The organism is Pseudomonas sp. OTU5201 (assembly GCF_038440135.1).
GTDB lineage: Bacteria > Pseudomonadota > Gammaproteobacteria > Pseudomonadales > Pseudomonadaceae > Metapseudomonas > Metapseudomonas resinovorans.
In genome coordinates this window covers 1-12,704 of the sequence record NZ_JASATC010000024.1, presented here as the reverse complement: position 1 = coordinate 12,704, position 12,704 = coordinate 1, and the positions used below count along the sequence as shown (strand labels likewise).

The window sequence follows — 12,704 nt, the reverse complement described above, 5'->3', positions numbered from 1 at the left end:
GCTGAAGGGCGGCTCGCAGATCAAAAGATCCGGCAAGAATTCTGCTGCTTGGGATTGTCGGCCTTGACCAGCCGAGTGACGTTTTGCAGGCTGATCAGGCCCTCGCTGTGGGCGTGGAAGTCCTCGTAGCGCATCAGGCTGGCGGTCGACACCGGCACGTTGATCACGGTGGGGGTATCGTCTGGCACGCTTTCGCGTCGGGTGATCCGGATGATGTTGCCGGAGCCTCTCGCCACGACAAAATACGCGGTAATCATGGTCATCTCCTTTACCAGACTGGCCTTGCGTCGGAGCTCGCTGTCAGAGCGTGCGGCTTCTCTCGAAAAAGCTGATCACTTGCTTCTCGGCTTCTTCATGCGTCATCTGGTAGCGCTCCTGGATCAGGTTGGCCAGCTTCTGGGTATCGCCTTCGGAGCCAATCAACTCGGCCACTGTCAGTTCATCCCAGACGACCCTGGCGGTACCCACCAGCTCTCGCCATTTGCCCTTGATGATGTCTGCAAGAACCCTGCTCATTGTCTGGCCTCGATCATTGGATGGCGGGACTCGCGAATGGGCGAGCGCTCATCGCAATCATCATTTCAGGAGCGGGGTGTTCGGTCGGTGCGCCATCGCGCATAGCACTGTTGATTCGCGGTCAACCGGGCTGTCGCCGGGAGGGCCGCCGACCGCTGAGGATCAGCGCCTTGGAGTCTCGACAGGTGTGTTGTCGATGAGTTCGTCATCACCACGTGGGGTGATGGCACAGCCGAAAGACTGGGGAGGCTGATTCTCCTGCTGCAGGCGCTGTTCGCCTGGAATTCTCCCCTCGGCTTGCCGTTCCGGCATCAGCGCACATCGTTTCTTGATAATGGCGTCGACCCTGTCGAGGAAGTGGTAGAGGGCGCGTGTTCGTTGTATGCGCGCGAGGCTCTCAAGTTCCTGCGCAGCGGCATCGACAGTATCAGGTGCGTGGCTATCGGTTTCGGCGGTCATGTCGGCTCCTCACAGGCGGAATGGCGTGCTGCAAGCATGCTGTCAGGCTGGCTGCGCGAAGTCGGTGCGCTAGGGCACTTAGCCCTCTGTGGGCTGGCGCACCGAGGTGACTCGCCTTACCTGCAATGATCGATGCGAGCGACTGCAATCCTGCATCGCATTCACCCCTGAGGTCGTCATGCACACCTACATTGATCCCAACCTGCGTCGAAAACTCGGCAAACGTCGTCCCACAGGTCCGCTCCCCTTGAAAACGCCTGGCGAGCTGCTGTTGCGTAGCGCTGAGGAAGCGAACGAGGCGGCACGCTTGCCGCAGAGCGAGGAACCGCCACCCCATCAGGGGCCCAAGGCTTGAGCCTTGTCCTCTACCGTGTATGAGTGCGGTAGCGCACCGACCTAGGTTGCGCGCGCTGCAATGCTCATCTGACCGGCCCGCAGTAGTCCGGGCTTTATCGAGAGCACCATGAGCATCTCAAGCTGTAGCGACAAAACGATCAGGATCCAGACACCTCCGGACCCCGCAAAATCCCCCGAACATACACGCCGTTTGCCGACCTACTCTCGGGCGGAACGCTACTCGTTCCCCGACCCGGATCCGGGCCTGGAAGAGGTCGCCGAGGCGATGCCTGATATCGCGCCCGTACACAAGAAGACGCCTTCGGCAAAAGCAGTTTTGCTGTGAGGACGCACATGCACACCGGGTCCGCCCGGCTCTGAGCAAACAGGCTGCAAGTCATTCGCTGGACTGGGGCGGTACGATCGCCCGGCTGTCGCGTGGTCAGTCTGAAAACAGCTCGAACATCAACTGTCTGAGCCAGCGGTTGGCGGAGTCCCGGTGGTACTTCGCATGCCAGAACAGGTTGATGTCGATCTCCGGTAGTTGTACCGGGTGGGGCAGGGCGACCAGGCCGAAGGGTTCGACGCAGGATTCGGCGAAGCGCTCGGGCACGGTGGCGAGCAGGTCGGTTCGCTGGAGGATGTGGCCGACGGCGACGAAGTGAGGGACTTCGAGGCGGATGTCCCGCTCGATCCCGATGCGGGCCATGTGGGCATCCACTTCGCCATGCCCGGTCGTGGCCGCGACCACGCGCACATGGCCGTAGGCACAGAAGCGTTCCAGGGTCAGCGGCTGGCGATTGACCGGATGGTCCTTGCGGCACATGCACACGTAACGATGGTGGAACAGTCGACGCGTGAAGAAGCCTGCTTGCAGGTGGGGTAGCAGCCCTACGGCGAGATCGACAGTGCCGTTCTGCAGCGCCTCGATCAGGGTCACCGAGGTGTTGCGCACGGTGCTGATACGGCATTTCGGTGCCAGGCGGGCGAGGGCGTCCATCAGGCGCGGGGTGAAATAGATTTCTCCGATGTCGGTCATGGCAATGGTGAAAGTACGCTCGCAGGTCAGCGGGTCAAAGCTGTCCTGCCGGCTCAGCGCCTCGCGCAGGGTATGAATGGCCAGTGACACCGGCTCGGCCAGTTGCGCCGCATAGGGGGTGGGCTCCATGCCCTGGTAGGTGCGGACGAAGAGATCGTCCTGCAAGGTGGTACGCAGGCGCTTGAGTGCGTTGCTGACGGCTGGCTGGGTCAGCCCCAGGTTGTCAGCGGCTGTCGAAACGCGTCGGTCGATCAGCAACTGGTTGAAAACCACCAGCAGGTTCAGGTCGAGGTCACGCAGGTCCATGGGGCGTCTCGCGGTGCGGGAGGGTCGAGAGGAATATTCACAGTCGTAATAGTCTGTATGCGGGTCGGTGCATTTATCAATATTCCCGGGTTCGCCATGATGGTTCCACTCCAACAACAACACCATCACGGGTACGAACATGAGCAAGAAGCCTGCCTTGCGCGTCGGCATCATCGGCGGCGGTATCTCCGGCGTCGCCCTGGCACTGGATCTGTGCCGCCACTCCCATCTCGACGTTCAACTGTTCGAGTCCGCTCCGGCCTTCGGTGAAGTGGGCGCGGGCGTTTCCTTCGGCGCCAACGCCGTCCGGGCCATCGCCGGCCTGGGATTGGCCGAGCCTTACGGGCAGGTCGCCGACCGCACCCCGGAGCCCTGGCAGGACGTGTGGTTCGAGTGGCGTCGCAGCACCGACGCAGGCTACATCGGCGCCAGCGTGGCCCAGGGTGTCGGGCAGTCTTCGGTACACCGTGCGGACTTCCTTGATGTGCTCGCGAGTCGGCTGCCTGAGGGTGTGGCCCGGTTCAACAAGCGCGCCGTCCGTGTGGAGCAGCAGGGCCAGGAGGCCCGCGTGCTGTTCACCGATGGCAGCGAGTACCAGGGCGACCTGCTGATCGCCGCCGACGGCATCAAGTCTGCCATCCGCAGCCATGTGCTGGATGGCATTGGCACCGCGCCGGCCGCGCCGCGTTTCAGCGGCACCTGCGCCTACCGTGGCCTGATCGACAGCCTGCGCCTGCGTGAGGCCTATCGCGCCGCCGGTGTCGACGAACATCTGATAGACGTACCGCAGATGTACCTTGGCCTCGACGGCCACATCCTGACCTTCCCGGTGAAGCAGGGCCGCATCATCAACGTGGTGGCCTTCGTTTCCGACCGCAGCAATCCCACGCCAACCTGGCCCCAGGATGCCCCCTGGGTACGCGAGGCCAGCCAGCGCGAGATGCTCGAAGCCTTTTCCGGCTGGGGCGATGCCGCGCGCATCCTGCTGGAATGCATCCCGGCGCCAACGCACTGGGCGTTGCACGACCTGGCCGAGCTGCCCGGCTATGTGCACCGCCGCGTGGCGCTGATTGGCGATGCGGCTCACGCCATGCTGCCGCACCAAGGCGCCGGCGCCGGGCAGGGCCTGGAAGACGCCTACTTCCTGGCTCGCTTGCTGGGCGACCCGCAAGTGAGCCAGGGCAACCTCGGCGAGTTGCTGGCGGCCTACGACGCCTTGCGCCGTCCTCGCGCCTGCCGCGTACAACGCACTTCCTGGGAAGCGGGCGAGCTGTACGAGCTACGCGACCCGACTATCGGGGACAACGAGCAATCCCTGGGCGCTACCCTCGCCAGCCGCTTCGACTGGTTGTGGAACCATGACCTGGACGGCGACGTGGCCGAAGCCCGCGCACGCCTGGGGTGGGAGACGCTGAGCAACTGCGCCTGATTCCGCCGCGTTCCACCGGGGTCGGCCTCGATGCTGGCCCCGGCTCTATAACAATGACAAGAAGAGCCATGCCATGCGTACTATCGACGTTTCCGCCCTGCTCGACGGGGCCCGCTTCAATGCCTTCCATGCACGCGTGCTGTTCTGGTGCGCGCTGATCATCATCTTCGACGGCTATGACCTGGTCATCTACGGCGTGGTGCTGCCCGCACTGATGCAGACCTGGAACCTGACCGCGCTCCAGGCCGGGATGCTCGGTAGCTGTGCGCTGGTGGGAATGATGTTTGGCGCGCTGTTCTTCGGCCCGCTGTCCGACCGCATCGGACGGCGCAAAACGATCATGACGTGCGTGGTCCTGTTCAGCGGTTTCACCGTGATCAACGGCTTTGCGCGCACGCCGGAAGAGTTCGCGATCTGTCGCTTCATTGCCGGGCTCGGCATCGGTGGCGTCATGCCCAACGTCGTGGCGCTGATGAACGAATACGCCCCCAGGAAAATTCGCAGCACCCTGGTTGCCATCATGTTCAGCGGCTACTCGGTGGGCGGCATGCTGTCCGCAGGGCTGGGCATGCTGCTGATGCCCAGCTGGGGCTGGCCGTCGGTTTTCTTCGTTGCCGTGGTTCCGCTCGTGGTGCTGCCGCTGCTGGTGCGCCAGCTGCCGGAATCGCTCAACTTCCTGGTGCGCCAGGGGCAGTTCGATCGTGCCCAGGCCCTGCTGGCGCAGGCCGTGCCCGAGTACCGTCCGAACGTCGGTGACCAGCTCATCCTGGCCAAGGGACAGGCCGGTAAGGTGGCCATCTCCCAGCTCTTCCACGACGGACGTTCGCTGAACACGCTAATGCTCTGGGCGGCCTTCTTCTGCTGCCTGTTGATGGTATACGCCCTGAGTTCCTGGCTACCCAAGTTGATGAACTCGGCCGGTTACGGGCTCAACTCCAGCCTGGCGTTCCTGCTGGTGCTGAACTTCGGCGCCATTTTCGGGGCCATTGGTGGCGGTTGGCTGGGTGACCGCATCGGCTTGGGTCGTGTGCTGTTCGCTTTCTTCACCCTCGGCGCGCTGTCGCTCAGCCTGCTTGCGCTGAAATCGCCGCTGCCGGTGCTGTACCTGCTGATCGGCGTGGCCGGCGCCTGCACCATCGGTACGCAGATTCTCGCCAACGCCTGCGCCGTGCAATTCTACCCGGCGCACATCCGCTCCACCGGCCTCGGCTGGGCCATGGGGATTGGCCGCATTGGCGCCATCATCGGCCCGCTGCTGGGTGGCGCGCTACACGCGGCGCAGTTGCCGATCCAGGCGAGCTTCCTGGCTTTTGCACTGCCCGGCCTGATCGGTGCAGCGGCCATCCTGGTGTTCCTCTGGCACCGACCGGACCCGACCGGCTGCGTGGCTGAGAAGCCGCTTGAGTCCACCTCTGCCTGATCAAGCCCGAACTACAGCGTCTGCCCCTGAGCCGGGCCGGACTCTGCCTGCATGAATCATGACTTCCCCTGGCCTGTGCCTGCCCAAGGCGCAGTGACAGGGGCTGCCAGCACCCAACAAGAACAAGAGCACACCTCATGACCTTCAATAAGAAGCAACCGTATCCGTTGCTGGCCGTTGCCACCGTCATCGCGCTGCCACTGGGCGCCCAGGCAGAGGAGGGCGGCCTTATCGCCGACTCCACGGCCACCCTTACCGCGCGCAACTACTATTTCAGCCGCGACTTTTCCGACATCGTCGGCCCGAGCCGGCAGTCCAGGGCGGAGGAGTGGGCCCAGGGCTTCATCCTCAACCTGAAGTCTGGCTATACGTCCGGGCCGGTGGGCTTCGGCGTTGACGCCATCGGCGTGCTCGGCCTGAAACTGGACAGTAGCCCTGACCGCGCGGGCACGGGACTCTTGCCCGGCGTCTATGGCGAAACCGCGCCGGACGACTACAGCCGTCTGGGCCTGACGGCCAAGGTGCGGGTCTCGAAAACGGAACTGAAGTTGGGTGAGCTGCAACCCAATGTTCCGGTGCTGGCCCTGACCGACAACCGCCTGCTGCCCAACACCTACCAGGGCGTGGCCATCAGCACCGCGGAGATCACCGGGCTGACGCTGCAGGCCGGCCAGCTGCGTTCCACCAGCATCCGTAGCGAGGCAGGCGACGAAGCAATCGGCGCCATCGTGGGTTTCGCCCCTCGGCGAGATGCCCGGGCCCGTCTGATGACCTCCGATCGCTTCAACTATGCCGGCGGCGACTACGCCTTCAATCAGAACCGGACCACCCTGAGTGCCTGGTACGGCCAACTGGAAGACCTCTACAACCAGCGTTTCCTCGGCCTGAAACACAGCGAGCCCCTGGGCCGGTGGACACTGGGCGCGAACCTTGGCTACTTCGACTCCACGGAGGATGGCCAGGAGCGGATCGGCGAGATCGATAACCGCGCGTTCTACTCGCTGCTGTCTGCCCGACGCGGCGGCCATACCTTCTACCTGGGCTACCAGGCAATGTTCGGCGACCAGGGCTTCCCACGGACATTCGTCACTGTCTCTCCGCTGGGTAACGAGGTGCCCACCTACGAGTTCGCCTCGCCCGAGGAACGCTCCTGGCAGGTGCGCTACGACTACGACTTCGCTGCCCTCGGGGTTCCTGGTCTGATTGCCGGCGTGCGCTACATCCGCGGTGACAATGTCGAAACCGGCAGCTTCGAGGGCAAGGATTCGGAACGCGACCTGGACATCGGCTACACCGTACAGAGCGGCCCCCTGAAGAACGTCTCGGTACGTGTGCGCAATGTTACGGCGCGCTCCAACTACCGCACCGACATTGACGAGAACCGGCTGATCCTCAGCTACACCCTTGCGGTGTTCTGAGCGCCGCGTGGTCATCTGCTTCGGGAAGACGCGATCGAAAGGGAGGTCGCTCGTATCTCTGCCGGGCTTGACCCCGCACCACTGTGCAACCACTCGACTGATCGTCGACCTGATGCGCCCTGGATGGCGCTGTTGGTCCGGGTGAATGGTCGGGATGGGGTATCCGCATGGCGCCTGCTCGGCACGAGTGACCGCGTCTGGTCGGAGCGGCCGCCCGGTCGGCTGTTGCTGTGCACCAATGATGTAACGGGACTCTACGGCTACAACTCGGGGGCCTTGATTGTCACGCTCCACGACATCACCTGAGCGTGACAGGCCACTGCGACACGGTCGCGCCTCAGGTGCGGCCGTGTCGCATCCAGGTCAATGGGTGCTCTGCACGGCCTTGATGATCACCTTGGCCACCTCATCCGGGCGTGACTGCTGCGGAACGTGGCTGGAGTCGAGTTCGGTGACGCTGGCGCCAATCTTCCTGGCGAAGTCACGCTGCAGGTCCGGCTGGATCATATGGTCCTGACCGGCCACAACGTACCAGTTCTGCTTGCCTTTCCAGGCGGCGATGCTGGTCTTCTCTTCGAACGCTGCCGCGCGGATCGGCCCCTGGGTGGCGGCCATCACGGCGGCCTGCTCGCGCGATACGTCCTGGGCGAAGTCGGTGGCCATGCCTTGCGGCGTCAGATAGAGGAAACCGTTCTTGTCGGGCGCGATCTGGCTCACCCCGCGCGGCGACGGGTAGCCGTTGTAGAGCTCCTTGGTGTTCTGCCCGGCGTTGGGCGCGAAGGCCGCGACATAGACCAGGCTACGCACTTTTTTGTCGGCACCGGCCTGGCTGATCACCGTGCCGCCCCAGGAGTGCCCAACCAGCACCACGTCGCCTTCCTGGTTGTTCAGCACGCGTTGGGTGGCGGCCACATCGTCGGCCAGCGAGGTCAACGGGTTCTGCACCACGGTTACCCTGATGCCTTCGGCTTGCAGCAGTGGCACTACCTTGGCCCAGTCGGAGCCGTCGGCAAAAGCGCCGTGGACGATCACGACCGAGGGGGTCGCCGTGGCGGCCTGACTGCCGAGGGTGAAGAGGGAAGTCGTCATGGCGAGTGCCAGGGCGAGGGTCTTGGGTTTGGACATGGTGGGATCTCCTGTGCTTGGGAGTGCCTAGTGTCGGGATTGCCCGAGTGTGCCGGTATCGGTCGTTTATCCGAGGCAGGTCGGCGAGAATGCGAGCGAATCCGTGGAGAGCAACCTGATGGACACCGACTGCGTTGTACTGGGCGACGCCATCCTGGCCCTGGCGATGGTGGGGGATCTGAGCATGGGCCAGCCCATCGACCAATCCCGACGTACCGCACGCCTCGCCGGCCTCCTGGCGCAGTCCTGTGGTGGCGACGATGGATGGGCCGACGTTGCGCGTCAGGTGGCGCTGCTGCGCTGGTCAGGCTGCACGGCTAACGCCGAGGGCTTCATGCACCTGCTGGGGGATGATGTCGGCGGTCGCCGTGCGATGCTCAGCCAGACGTTGGGGCCGTCCGGGCTTCGCGCCATGCGCAAGTCCGCGCCCCTGGCCGAAGTGCATTGCGAGGTGTCCGGTGATATCGCCCGCACGCTGGGCTTGAACGCCGATGTCGAGCTGGGGTTGCGCCACGTGTTCGAGCAGTTCGATGGCCTGGGCAATCCGCTTGGTCTGCGCCATCCCGACGTGCCGGAGGTGGTGTATCTGGTGGTGCTGGCGGGCGACCTGGAAATTCTCTCCCGGGTTCATGGCCTGGACTCGGCGCTGGAGTGGATCGCTTCCCAGGGCGACCGCCGCTACCCGGCATCCTTGGCCGCCGAACTGGTGCGCAATGCAGCCGACTGGCTGGAGGCCCTGCATCTGCCCGAAGATTTCCCGCCAAGTGCAATGGGCGGCGACGCACAGGTCCCGCTGACGTTGGTGGGTGACGTGATCGACCTCAAGCTGCCCTGGCTTACCGGCTATTCACGCCAGGCAGCTGATCTGGTGCGCGAAGCCGCCAGGCTGTGGGGGCTGCCGTCGGGTAGCGTCGAGCAGTTGGGACGCGCCGCGCTCATCCACGGCATCGGCCGCGCGGCGGTGCCTAACCGAATCTGGAACACGCCGGGGCCGCTGCTTGCTGGCGACCAGGAACAGGTGCGGCTGGTGCCGTACTGGACCTTGCGCGCGTGCGGTCATATCGGTGGACTGACCGTCCCCGGTCAACTGGCCGCTCATGCCTATGAACGGCTGGATGGCAGTGGCTACTTCCGCGCCTTCAGTGGTGACGCCTTGCAGTCTGACCACCGCCTGCTGGCTGCGGCGCTGGCCTGGCAGGCCTTGCGGGCCGAACGTCCATGGCGGCCGGCATTCAGCGACGGCGAGGCCGCACGGTTGCTGGAGACTGAAGCGGGGCAGGGGCGTTTCGATCCGAGGGCATGCCAGGCGGTGATTGCCGCCGCCCGTGGAGAGCGCTCGGCGGCCTTGTGCAAGACTGCCAGCGGCACCTTGTCGGAGCGGGAGACAGAGATACTCCGGCGCATCAGCACGGGTGCGAGTAACAAGGAAGTGGCGCGCGATCTCGGCATCAGCCCGAGCACGGTGCGAACCCATGTCGAGAACGTATTCCGCAAGCTGAATTGCTCGACTCGCGCCGCGGCGACGCTGAAGGCGCTGACGCTTGGGTTGATCTGAGCAGTCCGCCCGCGAGTCGCCTGTTCCAGAGTGGCCCCGACACCTCCCATCGTCAACGCACAAGGGGCTTACATGACTATTCCCAACGACATCATCACGGTGGCCTGCATCGGCTGGACCGCCAGTCCAACCTTGCTGCCCGCCGTGCTGGTAGGCCTGGGCCTGTTCCTTGCCGATGCCCTGGTGGACTGGGTCGTCATTTGCAGGATGAAGTCGGAATGTCTGTAGGAGCGAGCTTGCTCGCGAACAGTCAGTAGCCCGGATGAAATCCGGGGAAAGTCCGATTGCCGCTCCCGGATTTCATCCGGGCTACGATCTGGCTAGCTGCATCCGCGATGCCACCTTATAGCGGTCATAGGCAAGTCCACGCAGTCAGTAGCCCGGATGAAATCCGGGGAAAGTCCGATCGCCGCTCCCGGATTTCATCCGGGCTACGATCTGGCTAGCTGCATCCGCGATGCCACCTTATAGGGGTCATAGGCAAGTCCACGCAGTCAGTAGCCCGGATGAAATCCGGGGAAAGTCCGATTGCCGCTCCCGGATTTCATCCGGGCTACGATCTGGCTAGCTGCATCCGCGATGCCACCTTATAGGGGGCATAGGCAAGTCCACGCAGCAGCCCCGTAGGGTGGCCGCCGTCAGTTCAACCGGTACTTCGCCAGCTCATCCTTCGTCAGCACCCGCATGCGCGTTGGCTCGATGCTGTTCATCTCGTCCAGCAGGCTCAGGGGGACGTTCATTTCCCTGAGGTACGCGGTGGGGCTGTAGCGGCTGCCGACGGGGGCAACCTGCGCGGAGTCGCCGTGGGGGAAGTAGGGGCGATGCAGGCCGACGTAGCCACGCACGGTCTTGTTGCGGCCGGCGGCCAGGAGGTAGACGCAGCTGCCCTGGCACACGCCGTCGGTAGGGACCATCACATCGAAGCCGGTTTCCCGCAGCAGGCGGCCCATGCGGATGGCTTCGGTCACGCTGCCGCCGATGTTGTCCAGCAACACCAGCTTGCGGTCGAACTTGCCGGCGTTGGCACGCAATCCTTTCATCAGTGCTTCGTAGTCACCGGGGGCAATGTCTTCGGAAATCTGCACGGCGAGAATCCGGCCCGCCTTGGTGTGCTGGACGGGCTGGACTTCCACCTTGGCAAAGGTGGCAGCCGAACAGAGGGCGGCAAGACAGAAGACAGCGGCCTGGAGGGTGGTACGGCTCATGGAACAGGCACTTCCTGTGGGGCGGTTGGCGACGGCTGGAGAAGATACCTGCAAAGGTGCATGGGCTCCATATGGGCAGACAAGGTGGTTTCGTCGGCTGGCGACTGGAAGCGGGGAAGGGGAAATTGCGGGAATACTTGCAAGCTATTATCATTCGCGCCTTTCGATTTCCGACCCTTCCTATCCCCAGATGCCTCAGCGCAATCATGGCTTCTTCGAACACTATGAAGAACTCATCGGCACGTGGACGCGCCGGTTGAGAAATCGCCATCGCGCCGAGGATCTGGCCCACGACGCCTTTGTGCGCGTCCTGGAAACCGACCAGGGCAACGTCCAGCAACCCCGCGCCTACCTGCACCAGACCACGCGCAACATCGCGGTGGATCAGTTCCGCCGTGAGGAGCGCCGCGCCCAGCTTGAACTGGACATGGCCGGGCAGGACGAGGAGGGGAGGAACGACCCCGAGGCCTATATGCACGCCGTGCAGCTTGCGGATTCCATCGAGAAGGTGCTAGCCGAGTTGCCCGTGAACTGCCGGCAGGTTTTCATCTGGCAGAAGCTGGAAGGGCTGAGCCAGGCGGAAATTGCCGAGCGCCTGGGGTTATCCAAGAATATGGTGGAGCGATATATGATCCGCACCCTTCGCCATTTGCGTGAGCGCCTGGACTTGAGCGCTTCATGAGCCGGACCTACCAGACAGGGCACCAAGACCCGATCCATGGACAACGACCGCAGCCTGATTCCCGCCACCTGGACGGCGCAACGATGACGCACGCCTGCAATGTACGAGACGAGGCTGCCCACTGGTTCAGCCGCAATCGCGACCCCGAGCAGAGCGCCGAGGAGCGCTGCCGCTTCGAAGCCTGGCTGCAGGCGGATGCGTTGCACCGTGAGGAGTACCGGTTGCTCGAGCAGATGTGGAGCGCTGCCGACCTGATCCCCGAGCAACGCCTGCGCGCGCTCTGCGCGGCGGAGGTTCGAGCCTTGCCGGTAGCGTCGCGCCGGCGTTTCCTGCAGGGCGCGCTGGCGGCTGCAGCCAGTGTGGTGCTGGCGGGTGGGGCGACCTACCTGTTCGATCCCTTTTCTCTGCGCGGTGACACCTTTGTCACCCAGCTTGGCGAGCGCCGCCAGGTCACGCTGGCGGATGGTTCGACGCTCGACCTCAATGGCCGGACCCGCGTCACCGTCCTCGACGGTGACGACCGCCGCCTGGTGCGGCTGGATGCCGGCGAGGCGATGTTCAGCGTGACCCCGGACAAGGCGCGGCCCTTTGTGGTGGAAGCCGGGCCTGGCCGCGTGACGGTCACCGGTACCCGCTTCAACGTCCGTCATGACGCTCAGGAGATGCGCGTGGCAGTCGCGTCGGGGCAGGTGCTGGTGGCAGGCGGGCAGGGTGCGGCAAGTCGGCCGTTGCTGGCCGGAGATGGCGTTCGGGTAAGGGCAGACGGCAGCGTCGGACCGGTGCAGCGCATCGACGTTCATGCCATCACTGCCTGGCGCGAGGGCAAGCTGATTTTCAACGATGTGCCCTTGGCCGAGGTCGCGGCAGAGGTGTCCCGCTACCGGGAGAAACCGCTGCGCGTTGCCCCGGAAGTGGAGAGCCTGCGCGTCTCCAGCGTGTTCCGCTCAGACGATACCAATGCCTTGCTGACGGCCTTGCCGCGCATCCTGCCGGTCAAGGTCAGAACCCTTGCTGACGGCTCAAACGAAATTATTCCGTTTTAGATTCAGGTTTTTTTCGTCTCGTTCGTCTTCTCGTCCGACTCTTCACGCCCAGCGCATGGCTGGGCGCTTTCTTTGGCTATGTCCGCTTGACGTGCTGCAAGCAGCTGCATTGCCCGTAGGAGCTGGCTTGCCAGCGAATCGCCTCGTTTCGCTGGGAAGCCAGCTCCGACA

14 protein-coding genes are annotated in these 12,704 nt (G+C 64.1%); 8 read left to right on the top strand and 6 right to left on the bottom strand.

Annotated features, from left to right (window positions below; all coding sequences use genetic code 11):
* Positions 1–20: 20 nt before the first annotated feature.
* The 3 genes from AAHM40_RS15950 to AAHM40_RS15940 form a co-directional block, all read right to left on the bottom strand.
* Entirely contained in the window at positions 21–257 is a 237-nt protein-coding gene (locus tag AAHM40_RS15950; RefSeq protein ID WP_342245512.1) for a hypothetical protein, read from the bottom strand.
* A gap of 43 nt (positions 258–300) precedes the next feature.
* Positions 301–516: a CsbD family protein gene (locus AAHM40_RS15945; RefSeq protein WP_028629316.1), complete on the bottom strand. Its 216-nt coding sequence runs from the start codon at positions 514–516 to the stop codon at positions 301–303.
* Between the two features lie 162 nt (positions 517–678).
* Entirely contained in the window at positions 679–975 is a 297-nt protein-coding gene (locus tag AAHM40_RS15940; RefSeq protein ID WP_342245511.1) for a hypothetical protein, read from the bottom strand.
* A 463-nt stretch (positions 976–1,438) separates the two neighbouring features.
* Between AAHM40_RS15940 and AAHM40_RS15935 the strand changes: the two genes are divergently transcribed.
* Positions 1,439–1,657 (top strand): hypothetical protein, encoded by a 219-nt coding sequence (locus tag AAHM40_RS15935; RefSeq protein ID WP_342245510.1) that lies wholly within the window; start codon positions 1,439–1,441, stop codon positions 1,655–1,657.
* A gap of 96 nt (positions 1,658–1,753) precedes the next feature.
* Here AAHM40_RS15935 and AAHM40_RS15930 read toward each other — a convergent pair whose 3' ends face one another.
* The gene (locus AAHM40_RS15930) at positions 1,754–2,656 is read right to left on the bottom strand and encodes a LysR family transcriptional regulator (RefSeq protein WP_342245509.1); all 903 of its coding nucleotides are present in this window, start codon (positions 2,654–2,656) and stop codon (positions 1,754–1,756) included.
* A 139-nt stretch (positions 2,657–2,795) separates the two neighbouring features.
* Here AAHM40_RS15930 and salA point away from each other — a divergent pair, with 139 nt between their 5' ends.
* From salA to AAHM40_RS15915, 3 genes are all read left to right on the top strand, one after another.
* Positions 2,796–4,085, top strand: a complete 1,290-nt coding sequence (gene salA, locus AAHM40_RS15925) for a salicylate 1-monooxygenase (protein WP_342245508.1) — start codon at positions 2,796–2,798, stop codon at positions 4,083–4,085.
* 73 nt (positions 4,086–4,158) lie between these two features.
* Positions 4,159–5,505, top strand: a complete 1,347-nt coding sequence (locus AAHM40_RS15920; RefSeq protein WP_342245507.1) for an MFS transporter — start codon at positions 4,159–4,161, stop codon at positions 5,503–5,505.
* A gap of 137 nt (positions 5,506–5,642) precedes the next feature.
* Positions 5,643–6,923: an OprD family porin gene (locus AAHM40_RS15915; protein WP_342245506.1), complete on the top strand. Its 1,281-nt coding sequence runs from the start codon at positions 5,643–5,645 to the stop codon at positions 6,921–6,923.
* Positions 6,924–7,286: 363 nt separating this feature from the next.
* Here the strand turns inward: AAHM40_RS15915 and AAHM40_RS15910 are convergent, their stop codons facing one another.
* Positions 7,287–8,048 carry an alpha/beta hydrolase gene (locus AAHM40_RS15910; protein WP_342245505.1) on the bottom strand — a complete coding sequence of 254 codons (762 nt, stop codon included), beginning with the start codon at positions 8,046–8,048 and terminating at the stop codon, positions 7,287–7,289.
* A 118-nt stretch (positions 8,049–8,166) separates the two neighbouring features.
* Here AAHM40_RS15910 and AAHM40_RS15905 point away from each other — a divergent pair, with 118 nt between their 5' ends.
* Positions 8,167–9,603: an HD domain-containing phosphohydrolase gene (locus tag AAHM40_RS15905; protein ID WP_446731577.1), complete on the top strand. Its 1,437-nt coding sequence runs from the start codon at positions 8,167–8,169 to the stop codon at positions 9,601–9,603.
* A 72-nt stretch (positions 9,604–9,675) separates the two neighbouring features.
* The gene (locus tag AAHM40_RS15900) at positions 9,676–9,831 is read left to right on the top strand and encodes a hypothetical protein (protein ID WP_342245504.1); all 156 of its coding nucleotides are present in this window, start codon (positions 9,676–9,678) and stop codon (positions 9,829–9,831) included.
* 410 nt (positions 9,832–10,241) lie between these two features.
* On the opposite strand, the gene AAHM40_RS15895 is transcribed toward AAHM40_RS15900, so the two are convergent.
* Positions 10,242–10,808 carry a COG3904 family protein gene (locus AAHM40_RS15895; protein WP_137821449.1) on the bottom strand — a complete coding sequence of 189 codons (567 nt, stop codon included), beginning with the start codon at positions 10,806–10,808 and terminating at the stop codon, positions 10,242–10,244.
* Positions 10,809–10,998: 190 nt separating this feature from the next.
* On the opposite strand from AAHM40_RS15895, the gene AAHM40_RS15890 reads away from it, so the two are divergent.
* Together AAHM40_RS15890 and AAHM40_RS15885 are read left to right on the top strand one after the other, a co-directional pair.
* A complete protein-coding gene (locus tag AAHM40_RS15890; RefSeq protein WP_137821520.1) occupies positions 10,999–11,490 on the top strand; it encodes a sigma-70 family RNA polymerase sigma factor in 492 nt (163 codons plus the stop codon).
* Positions 11,491–11,573: 83 nt separating this feature from the next.
* Positions 11,574–12,533 (top strand): FecR family protein, encoded by a 960-nt coding sequence (locus AAHM40_RS15885; RefSeq protein WP_342245503.1) that lies wholly within the window; start codon positions 11,574–11,576, stop codon positions 12,531–12,533.
* The last annotated feature ends 171 nt before the right edge of the window (positions 12,534–12,704 follow it).